Raw genomic sequence first — 13,306 nt, 5'->3', positions numbered from 1 at the left:
TCAAATCAGTAAGATGGAGATGAAACCGTGGACTTCAAAAATAAAGTGGTCATCATTACAGGAGCTGCTCAAGGTATCGGGAAACATATGGCAGAAACTTTTAGGAACCATAATGCAAAAGTATATGATATTGATATTCAGCCTGGCTGTTTTGTTCAGGGGGATATTTCAGATACTGCGGTAATTGATAAATTTGTGAAAGAAATAATAAATGAAAATCATTCCATAGATTTTATCATTAACAACGCTCTACCAATCATGAAAGGAATTCATACTTGCAGTATAGAAGAATTTAATTATGCATTGCAAGTCGGTGTGAGTGCACCGTTCTATTTAATACAACAATTAATCCCCTATTTAAATAACAATGCATCTATTGTCAACATTTCATCGACTAGAGCGCATATGAGTCAACCAGAGACAGAAAGTTATGCGGCAGCAAAAGGTGGTATCAGTGCCTTAACACACGCTTTAGCTATCTCATTACGAGATAAAGCCCGTGTCAACGCCATATTACCGGGTTGGATCGATACGTCCGGTACTGAATTTACTGGTGCTAATTCAAAGCAGCACCCTGCGGGACGAGTTGGTGTTCCAGGTGATATTACACAAATGGTGTTGTATTTATGTAGTGAACATGCTTCATTTATAACAGGACAAGAAATAGTGATTGATGGCGGAATGTCAAAACAAATGATTTATCATAATGATCAGGGATGGTTGTTCAACGAATATTAAGTATAAAAACAGGCATCACCAGCTATAAGTCTGGTGATGCCTGTTTTAATTATTTGATCAATGTAATTTTATCCGCTTCAATAACAATGCGTTTATTCTTATATAAACGGCCAATTGCACGTTTAAAACTACCTTTACTCATATTAAATACTTCTTTAATTGCTTCAGGATCTGATTTATCAGAGAATGGTAATTCACCGCCATACTCATTTAATAAAGCTAAAACTTGTTCTGAATCATCGTCTAGTCGTTCATGAGCTAAAGGTAAAAATGAACCATTTAACGTGCCATCTTCTTTATGACCGATAATACGCACTTCTACCGCTTCACCTAATCTCGGCTCACTGCGACGTTCTGATTCATGGACAAAGATCTTATAACCTTCTTTAGATAAAAGAAAAGTACCCACTCGAAGTAAACGGTATGGATGTGCAGTAATTGTCTTATGCAGTAAATCTTTCGGTGCTTCTGTATACATAGTATCTACCATTGTTTCACTTGCAAGTCGACCGTATAGCTGATCATTTCTATCAACACGTAGACATGCAAACACTTCATCACCTGCATCCGGCCATACTTCTTTAACTTTTGGCAGGTCTTCCCATGGAATAACAATCTCACGTGGTATACCTATATCTACAGTTACGCCGTCTCTATCTTTCTTAATAACCTTCACCCAGTCATAACGATCGGTTGAAATGTCAGGAATATTTTGAGTTGCAAAAAGATCTCCTGTTCGACCGGGATATATGAAGAATGAATAATCTTCACCAATCTCTAGCTCATCATCTTCCAGTACTTCTGACTGATTCAATTTTACGACTTCACTATTTGGACCCAGTAAATAATATGTAGATCCCTCTAAACGATCGACGCGTAAAAAGTCGATACTTCCTGATAATTGTTTGTTTTCCATATGTCTCTCCTTAAGGTTCATACCTATTTCAATTAACCATTATAGCACAGATTTACTTATTAGTCTGATATAACTATATAATACAACTATCTGTCTATACAGAATCAGTATTATCTTTTTTATATGAAACTATGATATAATCTTACTGATTAAAAATTAAAGGAGAACATTCAATGTTACAAGTATCTAATGTTAGTTTACGTTTCGGTGATAGAAAATTATTTGAAGATGTAAACATTAAATTTACACCAGGCAATTGCTATGGTTTAATCGGTGCAAACGGTGCCGGAAAATCAACTTTCTTAAAAATACTCTCTGGAGAACTTGACTCTCAAACAGGTCATGTTTCTTTAGGTAAAGATGAACGTCTTTCAATCTTAAAGCAGGATCACTTTGCTTATGAAGATGAACGTGTACTAGATGTCGTCTTACGCGGAAATGAACGTCTTTGGAACGTTATGCAGGAAAAAGATGCGATCTATATGAAACCAGATTTCAGTGATGAAGACGGTATGCGTGCGGCTGAACTTGAAGGTGAATTTGGAGAGATGGGCGGTTGGACTGCCGAAAGTGATGCACAAGTATTATTATCAGGTTTAGGCATTAAAGACGAATTACATGATAAAAAGATGTCTGAACTTGAAAATAACCAAAAAGTTAAAATTTTATTAGCGCAGGCATTATTTGGTGAGCCAGATGTATTACTACTGGATGAGCCTACCAACGGTTTAGATATCCCTGCAATCAGCTGGTTAGAGGAATTCTTAATCAACTTTGAAAATACGGTAATCGTTGTATCCCATGACCGTCACTTCTTAAATAATGTTTGTACACATATTGCTGATCTTGATTACGGGAAAATTAAAATTTATGTTGGGAACTATGACTTCTGGTATCAATCAAGTCAATTAGCACAACAAATGTTACAAGACTCTAATAAGAAAAAAGAAGAAAAGATTAAAGAATTACAAGACTTCGTTGCACGTTTCTCAGCAAACGCCTCTAAATCTAAACAGGCTACTAGTCGTAAGAAGATGTTAGAAAAAATTCAGCTTGATGACATTCAGCCATCAAGTCGTAAATATCCATTCGTTAACTTTAAACCAGAACGTGAAATTGGAAATGAATTACTTCAGGTTCAAGGTTTATCTAAAACAATCGATGGTGTCAAAGTACTGGATAATTTATCATTTACGATGAATCCAAATGATAAGGCTGTACTCGTTGGAGACTCTGAAATTGCTAAGACTACCCTACTACGCATCCTTGCAGGTGAATTAGAGCCTGACGAAGGGACATATAAATGGGGCGTGACTACATCTCAAAGTTATTTACCAAAAGATAACTCAGAATTCTTTGAAGGTAAAAATATTGATTTAGTGGAATGGTTACGTCAATATGCTCCACCTGAAGAACAAACTGAAACATTCTTACGTGGTTTCTTAGGCCGTATGTTATTCTCAGGCGAAGAAGTACGTAAAAAAGCTACCGTGTTATCAGGGGGAGAAAAAGTACGTTGTATGTTAAGTAAGATGATGTTATCTTCTGCAAATGTATTATTACTAGATGAACCAACGAACCACCTGGACTTAGAAAGTATTACATCTGTCAATGATGGATTAAAAGCATTTAAAGGTTCTTTAATTTTTACATCACATGACTTTGAATTTATTAACACTATCGCAAACCGTGTCATTGATTTAAATGCAAATATTTCTAAAGAAGTAACATACGAAGAATATTTAAAAGAACAAGGTGTTTTAAAATAAGAATGTGCTACACGATGATCCAATATGGATTATCGTGTTTTTTTGCAATTGAAACGTTTATCTGCAATCTATATTTTTTAAATATTTATAAAACACTTTACAATTCAGAAATCTTTCTGTAGAATGTAAATCATCAACTTAATAAATAAAGATGAGGCGCATCAATCATGAGTAAGTAATGTTAATTCTGCAAATGAATTACTGAAAGGGTGAGATGCCGAAATGTAGTATTTATTGCAGTGAATACTATGTTGGATCCACAGGTTAAGAGCTATGGATTTGTCATTATTGAAAAATAATGGAGTGCATCGCTTGTATATAGATTAACAAGTCCAGATGTCTCTGGGCTTGTTTTTTTGTTGTCGTGATGCCTCTACTTTCAGGAGGCGGATTAATGTTAACAGAAACAAGGATTCAGACGAATCATCAGAATCAATACATTAAAGTATTAAAATTTGGCGGTAGCTCAGTGGCTGACTTCGATAAAATCAAAGCTATCGCAGAATACCTCAAATCACGTACTTTACAACATGAAAAATTAGTCGTCGTCGTATCAGCCATGGGAAAAACGACCGATCAGTTATTAAATAATGCGACAACTTTATCAAAATCACCAAAAGATAGTGCACTGGCAATGTTATTATCAACCGGTGAACAACAGACGATTGCATATCTTTCAATCATTCTTCAGGAAATTTCAGTTGAAGCAGTCGCACTAACTGGTGCACAAGCTGGTATAAAAACTGAAGGTCATCATTTAAAAAGTAAAATCCAAACCATCAATACAGATAAAATTAATCAATTATTCAACACGAAAGATATTATTATTATTGCTGGTTTCCAGGGCATCAATAATAACGATGAATTAACGACACTCGGTCGAGGGGGCAGTGACACAACAGCTGTGGCACTTGCATCAAGTCTAGGTGCGACGTGTGAAATATACAGTGACGTATTAGGTGTTTATGGTACTGATCCACGTATTTACCCTGATACACAAAAGATTGATCAGTTAAACTTCGAAGAGATGATGGAACTATCATCTCTTGGTGCAGGTATTCTTGAGACAAGAAGTGTTGAAATTGCACTGAACCATAATACACCCATTTATACCGGAAAAACATTATCGACTGAGAAAGGAACATGGATTATGCCAACAGAACAAATTATTGAGAGAAAAGCCGTAACAGGCATCGCACTAGATAAAAATATGGATTACATCACACTATCCTATCCAGTGCATGACGCCAACGTATTAAAAGCGATTTACAGTGCTTTAGAACAACAACAAATCAATATCGATATGATATCGCAAACTGTAAATAATGATGGGATGCAGCTTTCATTTACGATGAAAAATACAGAACAACAACAAATCAGTACCATCATTGAAGACTTAAAACAATCATACCCTGCCCTGCTCCATGAAACGACTTCACATTATGCTAAAGTTTCAGTTGTCGGATCTGGTATGAGAGATATGAGTGGCGTCGCAGCTAAAGTATTTACCACATTAATTGAATCTGAAATCGCTTATTATCAAGTTTCAACAAGCGAAATCAGTATTTCGGTTGTCGTTTCAGAGCAGAACGCTGAACGTGCAGTACAGACGTTATGCCAGCAATTTAATATATAAATTATTTAGTTAATCCATTTTCGCTTTAATTTAGTAAAGAATAAGGTTACTATAGCATTAATTATCAAAATATTATGATTTTAAGGAGTGTTTACTTAATGTATAAAATTGCAGTCGTCGGTGCTACAGGACTAGTCGGACAAAAGATGCTTGAGGTAATAGAAAGAAAAAATATCCCTTATGACAGCTTAACGTTATTTACTTCAGCGAGATCAGCAGGAAAAACAATCGACTTTCAAGGAAAGCAATACATTACAGAAGAATTAACAGAAGAAAAAGCAAACAAGAAGTATGATTTCGTCTTAATGAGTGCTGGAGGTACAACGAGTCTCAAATACTCACCTCTATTCGAAGCAGCAGGTAGTATCGTTATCGATAACTCTAGCGCTTTCAGAATGGAACAAGATATTGATTTAATTGTACCTGAAGTGAATCACCCACAATTAAATAGAAAGATCATTGCAAATCCAAACTGCTCTACAATTCAGTCTGTTGTTCCTTTAAAGCCGCTTCAAGTCCATTTCGGGCTTAAACGTGTTGCATATACAACATATCAAGCCGTATCAGGTAGCGGTGTTGCCGGTCGTAATGATTTAATCAATGGTGCAAAAGGTGAAGCGCCTACAAATTATCCTCACCCTATTTATAACAACGTATTACCGCATATTGATGTATTCCAGCCCACTGGCTATACAAAAGAAGAACAGAAAATGATCGATGAAACGAAAAAAATCTTGAACTTACCTGATTTAAAAGTAACTGCAACGTGCGTTCGAGTCCCGGTACAAGATTCACACTCTGTTGCGATCAATGTAACGTTAGACAAACCAGCAACAGTTGAAGCAATTCGTTCTTTATTCGAACAGACTGAAGGCGTTGTATTAGTAGATGATGTTGAGCATAATCAATACCCTCTTGCCATTCATGCAACAGGTAAAGATGAAGTATTTGTCGGTAGAATTCGCGTTGATGAATCACTTGAGAATTCGTTCCACATTTGGTGTACGGCCGACAATTTATTAAAAGGTGCTGCACTAAACGCCGTTCAAATATTAGAACAAATCCATCATCAAAATCATCTATAAAGGATGTTTATATTTCATACAAGGAGTGTTATATATGACACAAGTACAATTTAATGGTACGGCAGTTGCAATTACGACTCCCTTTCTAAATTATGAAGTCGATTATGCAACGTTTGAACGCCATATTCAATTTTTGATCGATAATGATATACAAGCGATATTTGTCAATGGTACGACAGGAGAAGGTTCAACTTTAACAGAAGAAGAAAAACTAAAGTTAGTTGAAATTGCGGTACGAACTGCTAACAAGCGAGTGCCTATCATTGTTGGGACCGGCACTAATAATACTCAAGCAACCATCGATCATTCATTAAAAGTAAAAGCATTAGGTGCAGATGGCATTATGCTGATTACGCCCTACTATAATAAAACGAATCAACGTGGCTTAATCCAACACATTACAACCATCGCAGACAAAGTACAGTTACCAGTAGTGCTCTATAATGTTCCAAGTCGAACAAATATGACGATTGAACCGGAAACTGTGGAAATACTTGCTCAACATCCATATATCTATGCATTAAAAGATGCAACCGGTGATTTAGACTATACGCTTGCTGTGAAGTCACATGTGCCACAAGCCTTCAAACTTTATTGTGGCAATGATGATATTATCATTCCATTTTATGCTGCAGGTGGCGACGGGGTAATCTCAGTGATTGCAAATGCGATTCCGAAAGAATTCCAGCAAATTTATACAACATTCAAAACAGAAAAGTCATTAGCAGAGCAGCAATTTAATGCGATTTACCCCCTACTGAATGCATTATCTATAGACATTAATCCAATGCCGATTAAAGCACTTGTCACACAAATCGGCTTTGCGAATGGTGAGCTACGCTTACCACTTGTTCCATTATTAGATGAAGAGCAGCAACATATTCAAAGTGTATATCAACAATTCAAAAGTCAGGTGATCTAATTGAAAATATTACTCGCAGGATACGGTGCAATGAATGAACGTGTTGCACATTTAGCGATTGAACGAGGACATGATATCAAGGGCATTATCATATCAAGAAAAAGTGAAAAGCAATACCCATATCCAACCTATTTAGTCAATGAAACAATTCCTGATGCAGATGTTATTATTGATTTTTCGAATCCATCAATAACATTACCGTTGATTCAAAGTGAAGTTAATATACCACTTGTTATCGCTACAACAGGAAAAAAAGAAGAAATTATTCAAAGCTTAAAGACAAAAGCTAACAGTGTACCTGTATTCTTCAGTGCCAATATGAGTTACGGTGTACATATATTAACTGAGCTCATTCAGTATGCAGTGCCCCTATTACAAGATTATGATATCGAACTCATTGAACGTCATCACAATAAGAAAGTGGACGGGCCGAGTGGTACATTAGTGAAACTACTTGATGCCATCCAGAAAAAAAGGAAACTACATCCAGTAACCGATCGTACACATGTAGATAAAGCGCGTGAAACGGACGATGTAGGCATAAGCGTCGTGCGTGGAGGTACGATTACCGGGGAACACGAAGTATTATTTGCAGGACACGATGAAACAATTCAAATTATTCATCGTGCACAAAGTAAAGATATCTTTGCAAATGGCGCAATTGATGTTGCAGAAAAATTGATCAATCAACCAAACGGTTATTATACATTTGATAATCTATAATTTAACTAATCAAAAGAATCGAAGAAAAGAGAAAATGGAGGTCAAACAATGAGAGATTTAACTGCACAAGAAATTATTCAATATATAAGTGAATCAAAAAAACAAACACCTGTAAAAGTATATGCCAATGGTCATTTTGACGATATAACTTTCCCTGATACGTTAAAAGTATTTGGCGATAACCAATCTAAAACAATATTTGGTGATTTAGCAGACTGGGAAGCATTTTACGAGCGTCACGAAGCTAAAATAACAGATGTTGAAGTGGAATATGACCGACGTAATTCGGCCATTCCATTAATTGACCAGCGTTATATCAATGCACGTATCGAGCCAGGTGCATTCATTCGTGAACATGCGGTTATTGAAGATAATGCGGTTGTTATGATGGGTGCGACAATCAATATCGGTGCTGTTGTCGGAGAAGGCACAATGATTGATATGAACGCAGTATTAGGCGGCCGCGCAACAACAGGTAAGAATGTCCATGTCGGTGCTGGTGCAGTGCTTGCTGGTGTTATTGAACCCCCAAGTGCAGATCCAGTTGTTATTGAGGATGATGTATTAATCGGCGCCAACGCTGTGATATTAGAAGGTGTACGTGTCGGACGTGGTGCAGTTGTTGCAGCAGGGAGTATCGTTACGGAAGACGTCCCTGCTGGTGCTGTTGTTGCAGGCGTCCCTGCGCGCGTCATTAAACAAGCATCAGAAGTTGAAGGTTCAAAAATAGAGATTGTATCTGCATTAAGACAACTCAATCAATAGTTTAAAGCTGATAATTATCAGCTTTTCTTTTTATCAAAAGTATTTGAGGTGAAACAATGGTAGATATAGAAGAAATCACTGAAATAAGAAGGCACTTACACCAACATCCTGAATTAAGCTTACAGGAGCATGAAACAACACGTTTCATCATAAAACAAATAGAAACACTAAAAATTGAATACTTTACACCACTTGACACTGGCGTTATCGCAATTATTAGAGGAAACACTGACAAGACAATCGCGTTTCGTGCCGATATTGATGCATTACCTATTGATGAACACAATGAAGTGCCTTATCAATCGATTATTCCAAATGTTATGCACGCTTGTGGTCATGATGGACATACGACAATGTTACTTGCACTCATGAAAGAAATAAAACATTTAAGTGATCAACAACCGCTTAAGTTTAGTTACATGTTCATCTTCCAGCCATCAGAAGAAGCGAATGCCGGAGCAAATATATTGATTCAAAATTTTAATTTTGATCAATTTAATATACAAGCGATATACGGTATTCACATGATGCCCGATAATCCAGAAGGTGAAATTGCTTTTCGCAGTAACGAGATTACTGCAAGTGCAACAGAATATCGCTTTTACATCGAAGGACAAAGTGCACATGTTGCGAATAAAGAACAAGGTTACGCTGCAAGTAATGCATTAATCCAAATACTCAATCAAGTGAGTACGCTGCAACAATTCTACTTACCAGGTCTCAATAGAAATATAGTGCATATCGGTAAGTTTAATGCCGGTGAAGCGATCAACACTGTCCCATCGACGGGTTATTTAGAAGGGACGATTAGAACATATAGTGCGCATGATTTGGATATCGTAAAAACAAAAATGACTGAAATGGCAAAGGGTATTGCAATGACAACAGGCTGCCAGATAGATGTTGCTTTCACTGAAGGTTATCCTCCGACAATCAATCATGAAACTTTAGAACAACGCGTCATCAGTGCCATCAATGATGCGCAGTTAACACCCGTTCATAACGATCTACCCTATTTGTTCGGTGAGGATTTTTCATTCTACGCTAAAGTTGCGCCAACGTATTTCGTCTTTCTGGGTTGCCGCAATAAGGACAATGGTTACATCCATGGCTTACATCACAATCAATTTAATTTTGATGAGAAAGTATTAATGAATGGTATCAACTATTACTTATCATTAGTGAGGAGTTACGAACATGAGCGCAAAATGGGAAATCAATAAAACACGATTCACTGAAAATATACGCAATGTCATCAAAGATTACCCTGTTATCGCAGTTATCAAGAATAACGCATACAATTTCGGACTGGAATTTACAATAGATTGTATGACAGCTTGTGGCATTAACTACTTTAGTACAACAAGCCTTGAGGAGGCTATAATGATCAGACGCCTCAAGGCTGATTGTAATATCTTCTTAATGAATCCAACGACTGAATTCGATACAATAAGAGCGTATAACATCGAAATGACACTGCCCTCACCTGAATTCTATGAACAATATAAGCATAACCTTGACGGTATCACTGTTCATCTCGAATTTGAAAATCTATTACATCGTTCCGGCTTTAAAACTTTAGAGTGCTTGCAAGCTTTCATTAACCAATATAAGGCAAGTGAAAGTAATATGCATATTAAAGGCTTATGGACGCATTTCGGATATGCCGACGAATTTGAAGTGAATGACTATCACGAAGAACGCCAAACATGGCTGGATGTTGTCACGCATTTAATCGAAGTACATAATTTTGAAGTCATCCATTCACAAAATAGTGCAAGTTTTATGCGTGAGGACGGATTATTAGATGCACATACACACTTACGACTCGGTATCATATTATTTGGTGCCCGTCCTTATGCAAGTCTACCTCCATCCACTACTGAACAATCGCTTCGTATTTCAAGTCATGTGATACAAATAAGAAAAATCAAACAAGGAGAATCTGCAGGATATAGTTTTGCGTTTACTGCACTCAAAGACACACGCCTTGCAGTTATTGATATCGGATATGGCGATGGAATCCTTAGAACACGCGCAAAGCATGACTGCATGATTAACGGGAAAAGATATCCAATTAAAGCACTCATGATGAGTCATATGTTCGTCGAAGTCGATGAAACCGTTCAACCTAATGATACAGTCTATATTTATCATGAAGCTATGCGCATCGATGAATATACATTTAAAGGTGTCGGCGCAAATTCAGAACAATTATCTGCATTGAACCATCATACTTTACTTACGGAGGTTACAGCATGAATATAACGAGAGAAAATGGTGTAATGACATTACATGGTCATTCACTGATTGATATTAAAAATAAATATGGGACACCCCTATTTGTATATGATGAAGCATTGATTAGAAATCAATGTCGTAGATTTCATACAGCACTTCAACAATCCGGTTTAAACTATACAATATCATATGCATCAAAAGCATTTACTTCTATTCAGCTATTTAAACTTATGCAGGAAGAAAATATGGGATTAGATGTTGTTTCTGAAGGTGAGTTATTTACCGCACTTACAGCACAATTTAATCCTGGTCGCATTCATTTTCACGGTAATAATAAAACAACACGCGAAATTCAGTATGCTATCGAAGCGGGCGTAGAATACTTTGTGATAGATGCATTAGATGAAATTGAACGCATTAATGATGTTGCGAATCTACAAAGTAAATCCGTAAAAGCAGTACTTCGTGTTAACCCTGGCGTAGAAGCACACACACATGAATTTATTCAGACAGGACAAGAAGATAGTAAATTCGGATTAAGTATAAGACATGGGCTGGCATTAAATGGGATAAAGCAAATTGATGATGCTTCAAACATTGATTTCTATGGTATTCACTTCCATATCGGGTCTCAAATTTTTGAATCAACCGGCACAATAGAAACGATTCAAATCGTAATTCAGTGGTTAAAAGAACATCAAATTGATATTAAAGTATTAAATATCGGCGGCGGCTTTAGTATTCGCTATATATCAGACGACATCAGTTATCCGATTGAAGATGGCATTAAAGCGATTACAGATACATTAATCGCGACATGTGAAAGTCATGATTACCCTATCCCTGAAATTTCTTTAGAGCCTGGTCGATCTATTGTTGGTGAAGCGGGTATCACACTTTATGAAGTCGGTACTGTTAAAACAATTCCAGGTATTAATAAATATATTTCAATTGATGGTGGAATGAGTGATCATATCAGAACAGCACTTTATAATGCACAGTATGAAGTTGAACTCGTTGATCGCGAAGAACACGAACTTGAAACTGTTACTGTTGCAGGAAAGCTCTGTGAATCTGGTGATATTATCGCACGTGATATTAACCTTCCACAATCGGTAAAAGCAGGTGATACACTATGTGTTAGGTCAACCGGTGCATATCATTATTCAATGGCTTCAAATTACAATCAAATGCTTAAACCGGCAGTTGTCTTTGTGTCTGACAAAGGCTTTCGTGAAGTTATTAAAAGACAATCGCTGGATCATTTAATCGCTAATGAAGTATTATAAAAAAGAAGGACACCCTGGAATTTCCAGGGTGTCCTTCTAACGTGCATATATAATTTCTTGCATTAAAATTATAATTTTACAACGTTTGCAGCTTGTGGTCCGCGGTCGCCTTCAACCACTTCGAATTCCACTGCTTGTCCTTCTTCTAATGATTTGTATCCTTCTTGATTAATCGCTGAGAAATGAACGAATACGTCGTTTTCTCCTTCGATTTCGATGAATCCAAATCCTTTTTCTGCGTTAAACCATTTAACTGTACCTTGTTTCATAATTTGAAACCTCCACACTATAAAATTCAATATGTGATCATTCACATATTACAAAACAAATTAAATGATAGTGAATTCAAGCATTAATAGCATGAGGATATGTATATCAGATAAATTTACTTTGTAATATGGAATAATCATATTGCTATAAATTATTATAAAATACCGTTATATATAAAGCAATACAATATTCTGTAAATTTAAACATTTAACAAATTTTACTTTAGTGTAATAAATGTAACAAAACCATACTATATAAGTTCAACGATTTTTCCATCATCCAAGAAAAGAACACTATGAAAAATCTGTACTTCTTCATCACATGATTCACAAAATTCAATTTCACAGTTATTATAAAAAGCATGAATTTTATGTTTTCCAATCACTTCATTACAGAAAATTTTACGTAAGTTGACAAGTTGTTGTTGATAATAGTTGATTGCTTCAAATCGATCGATAAAGGATTGAATATCTGTTGCCTGCTCACGGTAATCGTCAAAAAGCCACCAACCTTCATAATCCGCTCTAATCGTTATGATTTCATACATATCTTTCACCTCATAAAAATTATTATGTTCTGTTTATTTTTGATTTTCAAGTAATCAGTCTTAAGAGAGCGATTTATTAGGTGAATCACTCATTTTTACATATAATAGAATTAGAGGTGAAACATATTGAAAACCATACATATTAAAGTTTTTGGTCAAGTACAAGGTGTTGGATTTCGCTTTTATACGCAACAGTTTGCTCATCAACTTGAAGTGACTGGAACAGTTCAAAACATTGATGATTATGTAGAAATTTTTGCAACAGGAAATAATGATAATCTCACTAAATTTAGTGAGAAAGTTTTGAAAGGAGCTTCTCCTATGTCACACGTGACGTCATATGAATTAAGCGAGATACCTTTAAAAATATATAAACAATTTAAAACGATATAGATGGTAAAGGAA

At 36.1% G+C, this 13,306-nt stretch carries 14 protein-coding genes and 1 riboswitch; of the genes, 11 read left to right on the top strand and 3 right to left on the bottom strand.

Going from position 1 to position 13,306, the window contains the following annotated elements; translation table 11 throughout:
- The first annotated feature begins 27 nt into the window (after positions 1 to 27).
- On the top strand, positions 28 to 738 hold the full coding sequence (locus ACMGE6_RS10515) for an SDR family NAD(P)-dependent oxidoreductase (protein WP_414053732.1): 711 nt from the start codon (positions 28 to 30) through the stop codon (positions 736 to 738).
- Positions 739 to 787: 49 nt separating this feature from the next.
- Here ACMGE6_RS10515 and ACMGE6_RS10510 read toward each other — a convergent pair whose 3' ends face one another.
- Positions 788 to 1,654, bottom strand: a complete 867-nt coding sequence (locus tag ACMGE6_RS10510) for a CvfB family protein (RefSeq protein WP_414053731.1) — start codon at positions 1,652 to 1,654, stop codon at positions 788 to 790.
- 173 nt (positions 1,655 to 1,827) lie between these two features.
- Here ACMGE6_RS10510 and ACMGE6_RS10505 point away from each other — a divergent pair, with 173 nt between their 5' ends.
- From ACMGE6_RS10505 to lysA, 9 genes are all read left to right on the top strand, one after another.
- Positions 1,828 to 3,423 carry an ABC-F family ATP-binding cassette domain-containing protein gene (locus ACMGE6_RS10505; protein WP_414048119.1) on the top strand — a complete coding sequence of 532 codons (1,596 nt, stop codon included), beginning with the start codon at positions 1,828 to 1,830 and terminating at the stop codon, positions 3,421 to 3,423.
- Between the two features lie 143 nt (positions 3,424 to 3,566).
- Positions 3,567 to 3,740, top strand: a riboswitch (Lysine riboswitch).
- A 77-nt stretch (positions 3,741 to 3,817) separates the two neighbouring features.
- The gene (locus ACMGE6_RS10500) at positions 3,818 to 5,059 is read left to right on the top strand and encodes an aspartate kinase (RefSeq protein WP_414053730.1); all 1,242 of its coding nucleotides are present in this window, start codon (positions 3,818 to 3,820) and stop codon (positions 5,057 to 5,059) included.
- Positions 5,060 to 5,157: 98 nt separating this feature from the next.
- The gene (locus ACMGE6_RS10495; RefSeq protein WP_414053729.1) at positions 5,158 to 6,144 is read left to right on the top strand and encodes an aspartate-semialdehyde dehydrogenase; all 987 of its coding nucleotides are present in this window, start codon (positions 5,158 to 5,160) and stop codon (positions 6,142 to 6,144) included.
- Positions 6,145 to 6,178: 34 nt separating this feature from the next.
- Entirely contained in the window at positions 6,179 to 7,066 is an 888-nt protein-coding gene (gene dapA, locus ACMGE6_RS10490) for a 4-hydroxy-tetrahydrodipicolinate synthase (protein ID WP_414053728.1), read from the top strand.
- Positions 7,067 to 7,789 carry a 4-hydroxy-tetrahydrodipicolinate reductase gene (gene dapB, locus ACMGE6_RS10485; protein ID WP_414053727.1) on the top strand — a complete coding sequence of 241 codons (723 nt, stop codon included), beginning with the start codon at positions 7,067 to 7,069 and terminating at the stop codon, positions 7,787 to 7,789.
- Between the two features lie 48 nt (positions 7,790 to 7,837).
- Positions 7,838 to 8,554, top strand: a complete 717-nt coding sequence (gene dapD / locus ACMGE6_RS10480; RefSeq protein WP_414053726.1) for a 2,3,4,5-tetrahydropyridine-2,6-dicarboxylate N-acetyltransferase — start codon at positions 7,838 to 7,840, stop codon at positions 8,552 to 8,554.
- 56 nt (positions 8,555 to 8,610) lie between these two features.
- Positions 8,611 to 9,777 (top strand): M20 metallopeptidase family protein, encoded by a 1,167-nt coding sequence (locus ACMGE6_RS10475; protein WP_414053725.1) that lies wholly within the window; start codon positions 8,611 to 8,613, stop codon positions 9,775 to 9,777.
- Positions 9,752 to 10,816 (top strand): alanine racemase, encoded by a 1,065-nt coding sequence (locus ACMGE6_RS10470; protein WP_414053724.1) that lies wholly within the window; start codon positions 9,752 to 9,754, stop codon positions 10,814 to 10,816. The genes ACMGE6_RS10475 and ACMGE6_RS10470 overlap by 26 nt, the downstream gene beginning before the upstream one ends.
- Positions 10,813 to 12,084 (top strand): diaminopimelate decarboxylase, encoded by a 1,272-nt coding sequence (lysA, locus tag ACMGE6_RS10465; RefSeq protein WP_414053723.1) that lies wholly within the window; start codon positions 10,813 to 10,815, stop codon positions 12,082 to 12,084. Before ACMGE6_RS10470 ends, lysA begins: the two co-directional genes overlap by 4 nt.
- A gap of 68 nt (positions 12,085 to 12,152) precedes the next feature.
- Here lysA and cspA read toward each other — a convergent pair whose 3' ends face one another.
- Both cspA and ACMGE6_RS10455 read right to left on the bottom strand, forming a co-directional pair.
- The gene (gene cspA, locus ACMGE6_RS10460) at positions 12,153 to 12,353 is read right to left on the bottom strand and encodes a cold shock protein CspA (RefSeq protein ID WP_016912585.1); all 201 of its coding nucleotides are present in this window, start codon (positions 12,351 to 12,353) and stop codon (positions 12,153 to 12,155) included.
- 251 nt (positions 12,354 to 12,604) lie between these two features.
- Positions 12,605 to 12,901 (bottom strand): DUF1033 family protein, encoded by a 297-nt coding sequence (locus ACMGE6_RS10455; protein ID WP_414046442.1) that lies wholly within the window; start codon positions 12,899 to 12,901, stop codon positions 12,605 to 12,607.
- Positions 12,902 to 13,027: 126 nt separating this feature from the next.
- On the opposite strand from ACMGE6_RS10455, the gene ACMGE6_RS10450 reads away from it, so the two are divergent.
- Positions 13,028 to 13,294 (top strand): acylphosphatase, encoded by a 267-nt coding sequence (locus tag ACMGE6_RS10450; protein ID WP_414053722.1) that lies wholly within the window; start codon positions 13,028 to 13,030, stop codon positions 13,292 to 13,294.
- The last annotated feature ends 12 nt before the right edge of the window (positions 13,295 to 13,306 follow it).

Origin of the sequence: Macrococcus equi (genome assembly GCF_047426745.1) — a bacterium.
GTDB classification, from domain to species: Bacteria; Bacillota; Bacilli; order Staphylococcales; family Staphylococcaceae; genus Macrococcoides; species Macrococcoides equi.
The sequence above is the reverse complement of the archived record's forward strand: the minus strand, read 5'-3'. Positions and strand labels throughout refer to the sequence as shown.

What these genes read in the sequence shown, in the direction of transcription:
- ACMGE6_RS10510 (WP_414053731.1), bottom strand. Translation starts at nt 1,654, where the DNA reads ATGGAAAACAAACAATTATCAGGAAGTATCGACTTTTTACGCGTCGAT.
- ACMGE6_RS10505 (WP_414048119.1), top strand. Translation starts at nt 1,828, where the DNA reads ATGTTACAAGTATCTAATGTTAGTTTACGTTTCGGTGATAGAAAATTA.
- ACMGE6_RS10500 (WP_414053730.1), top strand. Translation starts at nt 3,818, where the DNA reads ATGTTAACAGAAACAAGGATTCAGACGAATCATCAGAATCAATACATT.
- ACMGE6_RS10495 (WP_414053729.1), top strand. Translation starts at nt 5,158, where the DNA reads ATGTATAAAATTGCAGTCGTCGGTGCTACAGGACTAGTCGGACAAAAG.
- dapA (WP_414053728.1), top strand. Translation starts at nt 6,179, where the DNA reads ATGACACAAGTACAATTTAATGGTACGGCAGTTGCAATTACGACTCCC.
- dapD (WP_414053726.1), top strand. Translation starts at nt 7,838, where the DNA reads ATGAGAGATTTAACTGCACAAGAAATTATTCAATATATAAGTGAATCA.
- ACMGE6_RS10475 (WP_414053725.1), top strand. Translation starts at nt 8,611, where the DNA reads ATGGTAGATATAGAAGAAATCACTGAAATAAGAAGGCACTTACACCAA.
- ACMGE6_RS10470 (WP_414053724.1), top strand. Translation starts at nt 9,752, where the DNA reads ATGAGCGCAAAATGGGAAATCAATAAAACACGATTCACTGAAAATATA.
- lysA (WP_414053723.1), top strand. Translation starts at nt 10,813, where the DNA reads ATGAATATAACGAGAGAAAATGGTGTAATGACATTACATGGTCATTCA.
- cspA (WP_016912585.1), bottom strand. Translation starts at nt 12,353, where the DNA reads ATGAAACAAGGTACAGTTAAATGGTTTAACGCAGAAAAAGGATTTGGA.
- ACMGE6_RS10455 (WP_414046442.1), bottom strand. Translation starts at nt 12,901, where the DNA reads ATGTATGAAATCATAACGATTAGAGCGGATTATGAAGGTTGGTGGCTT.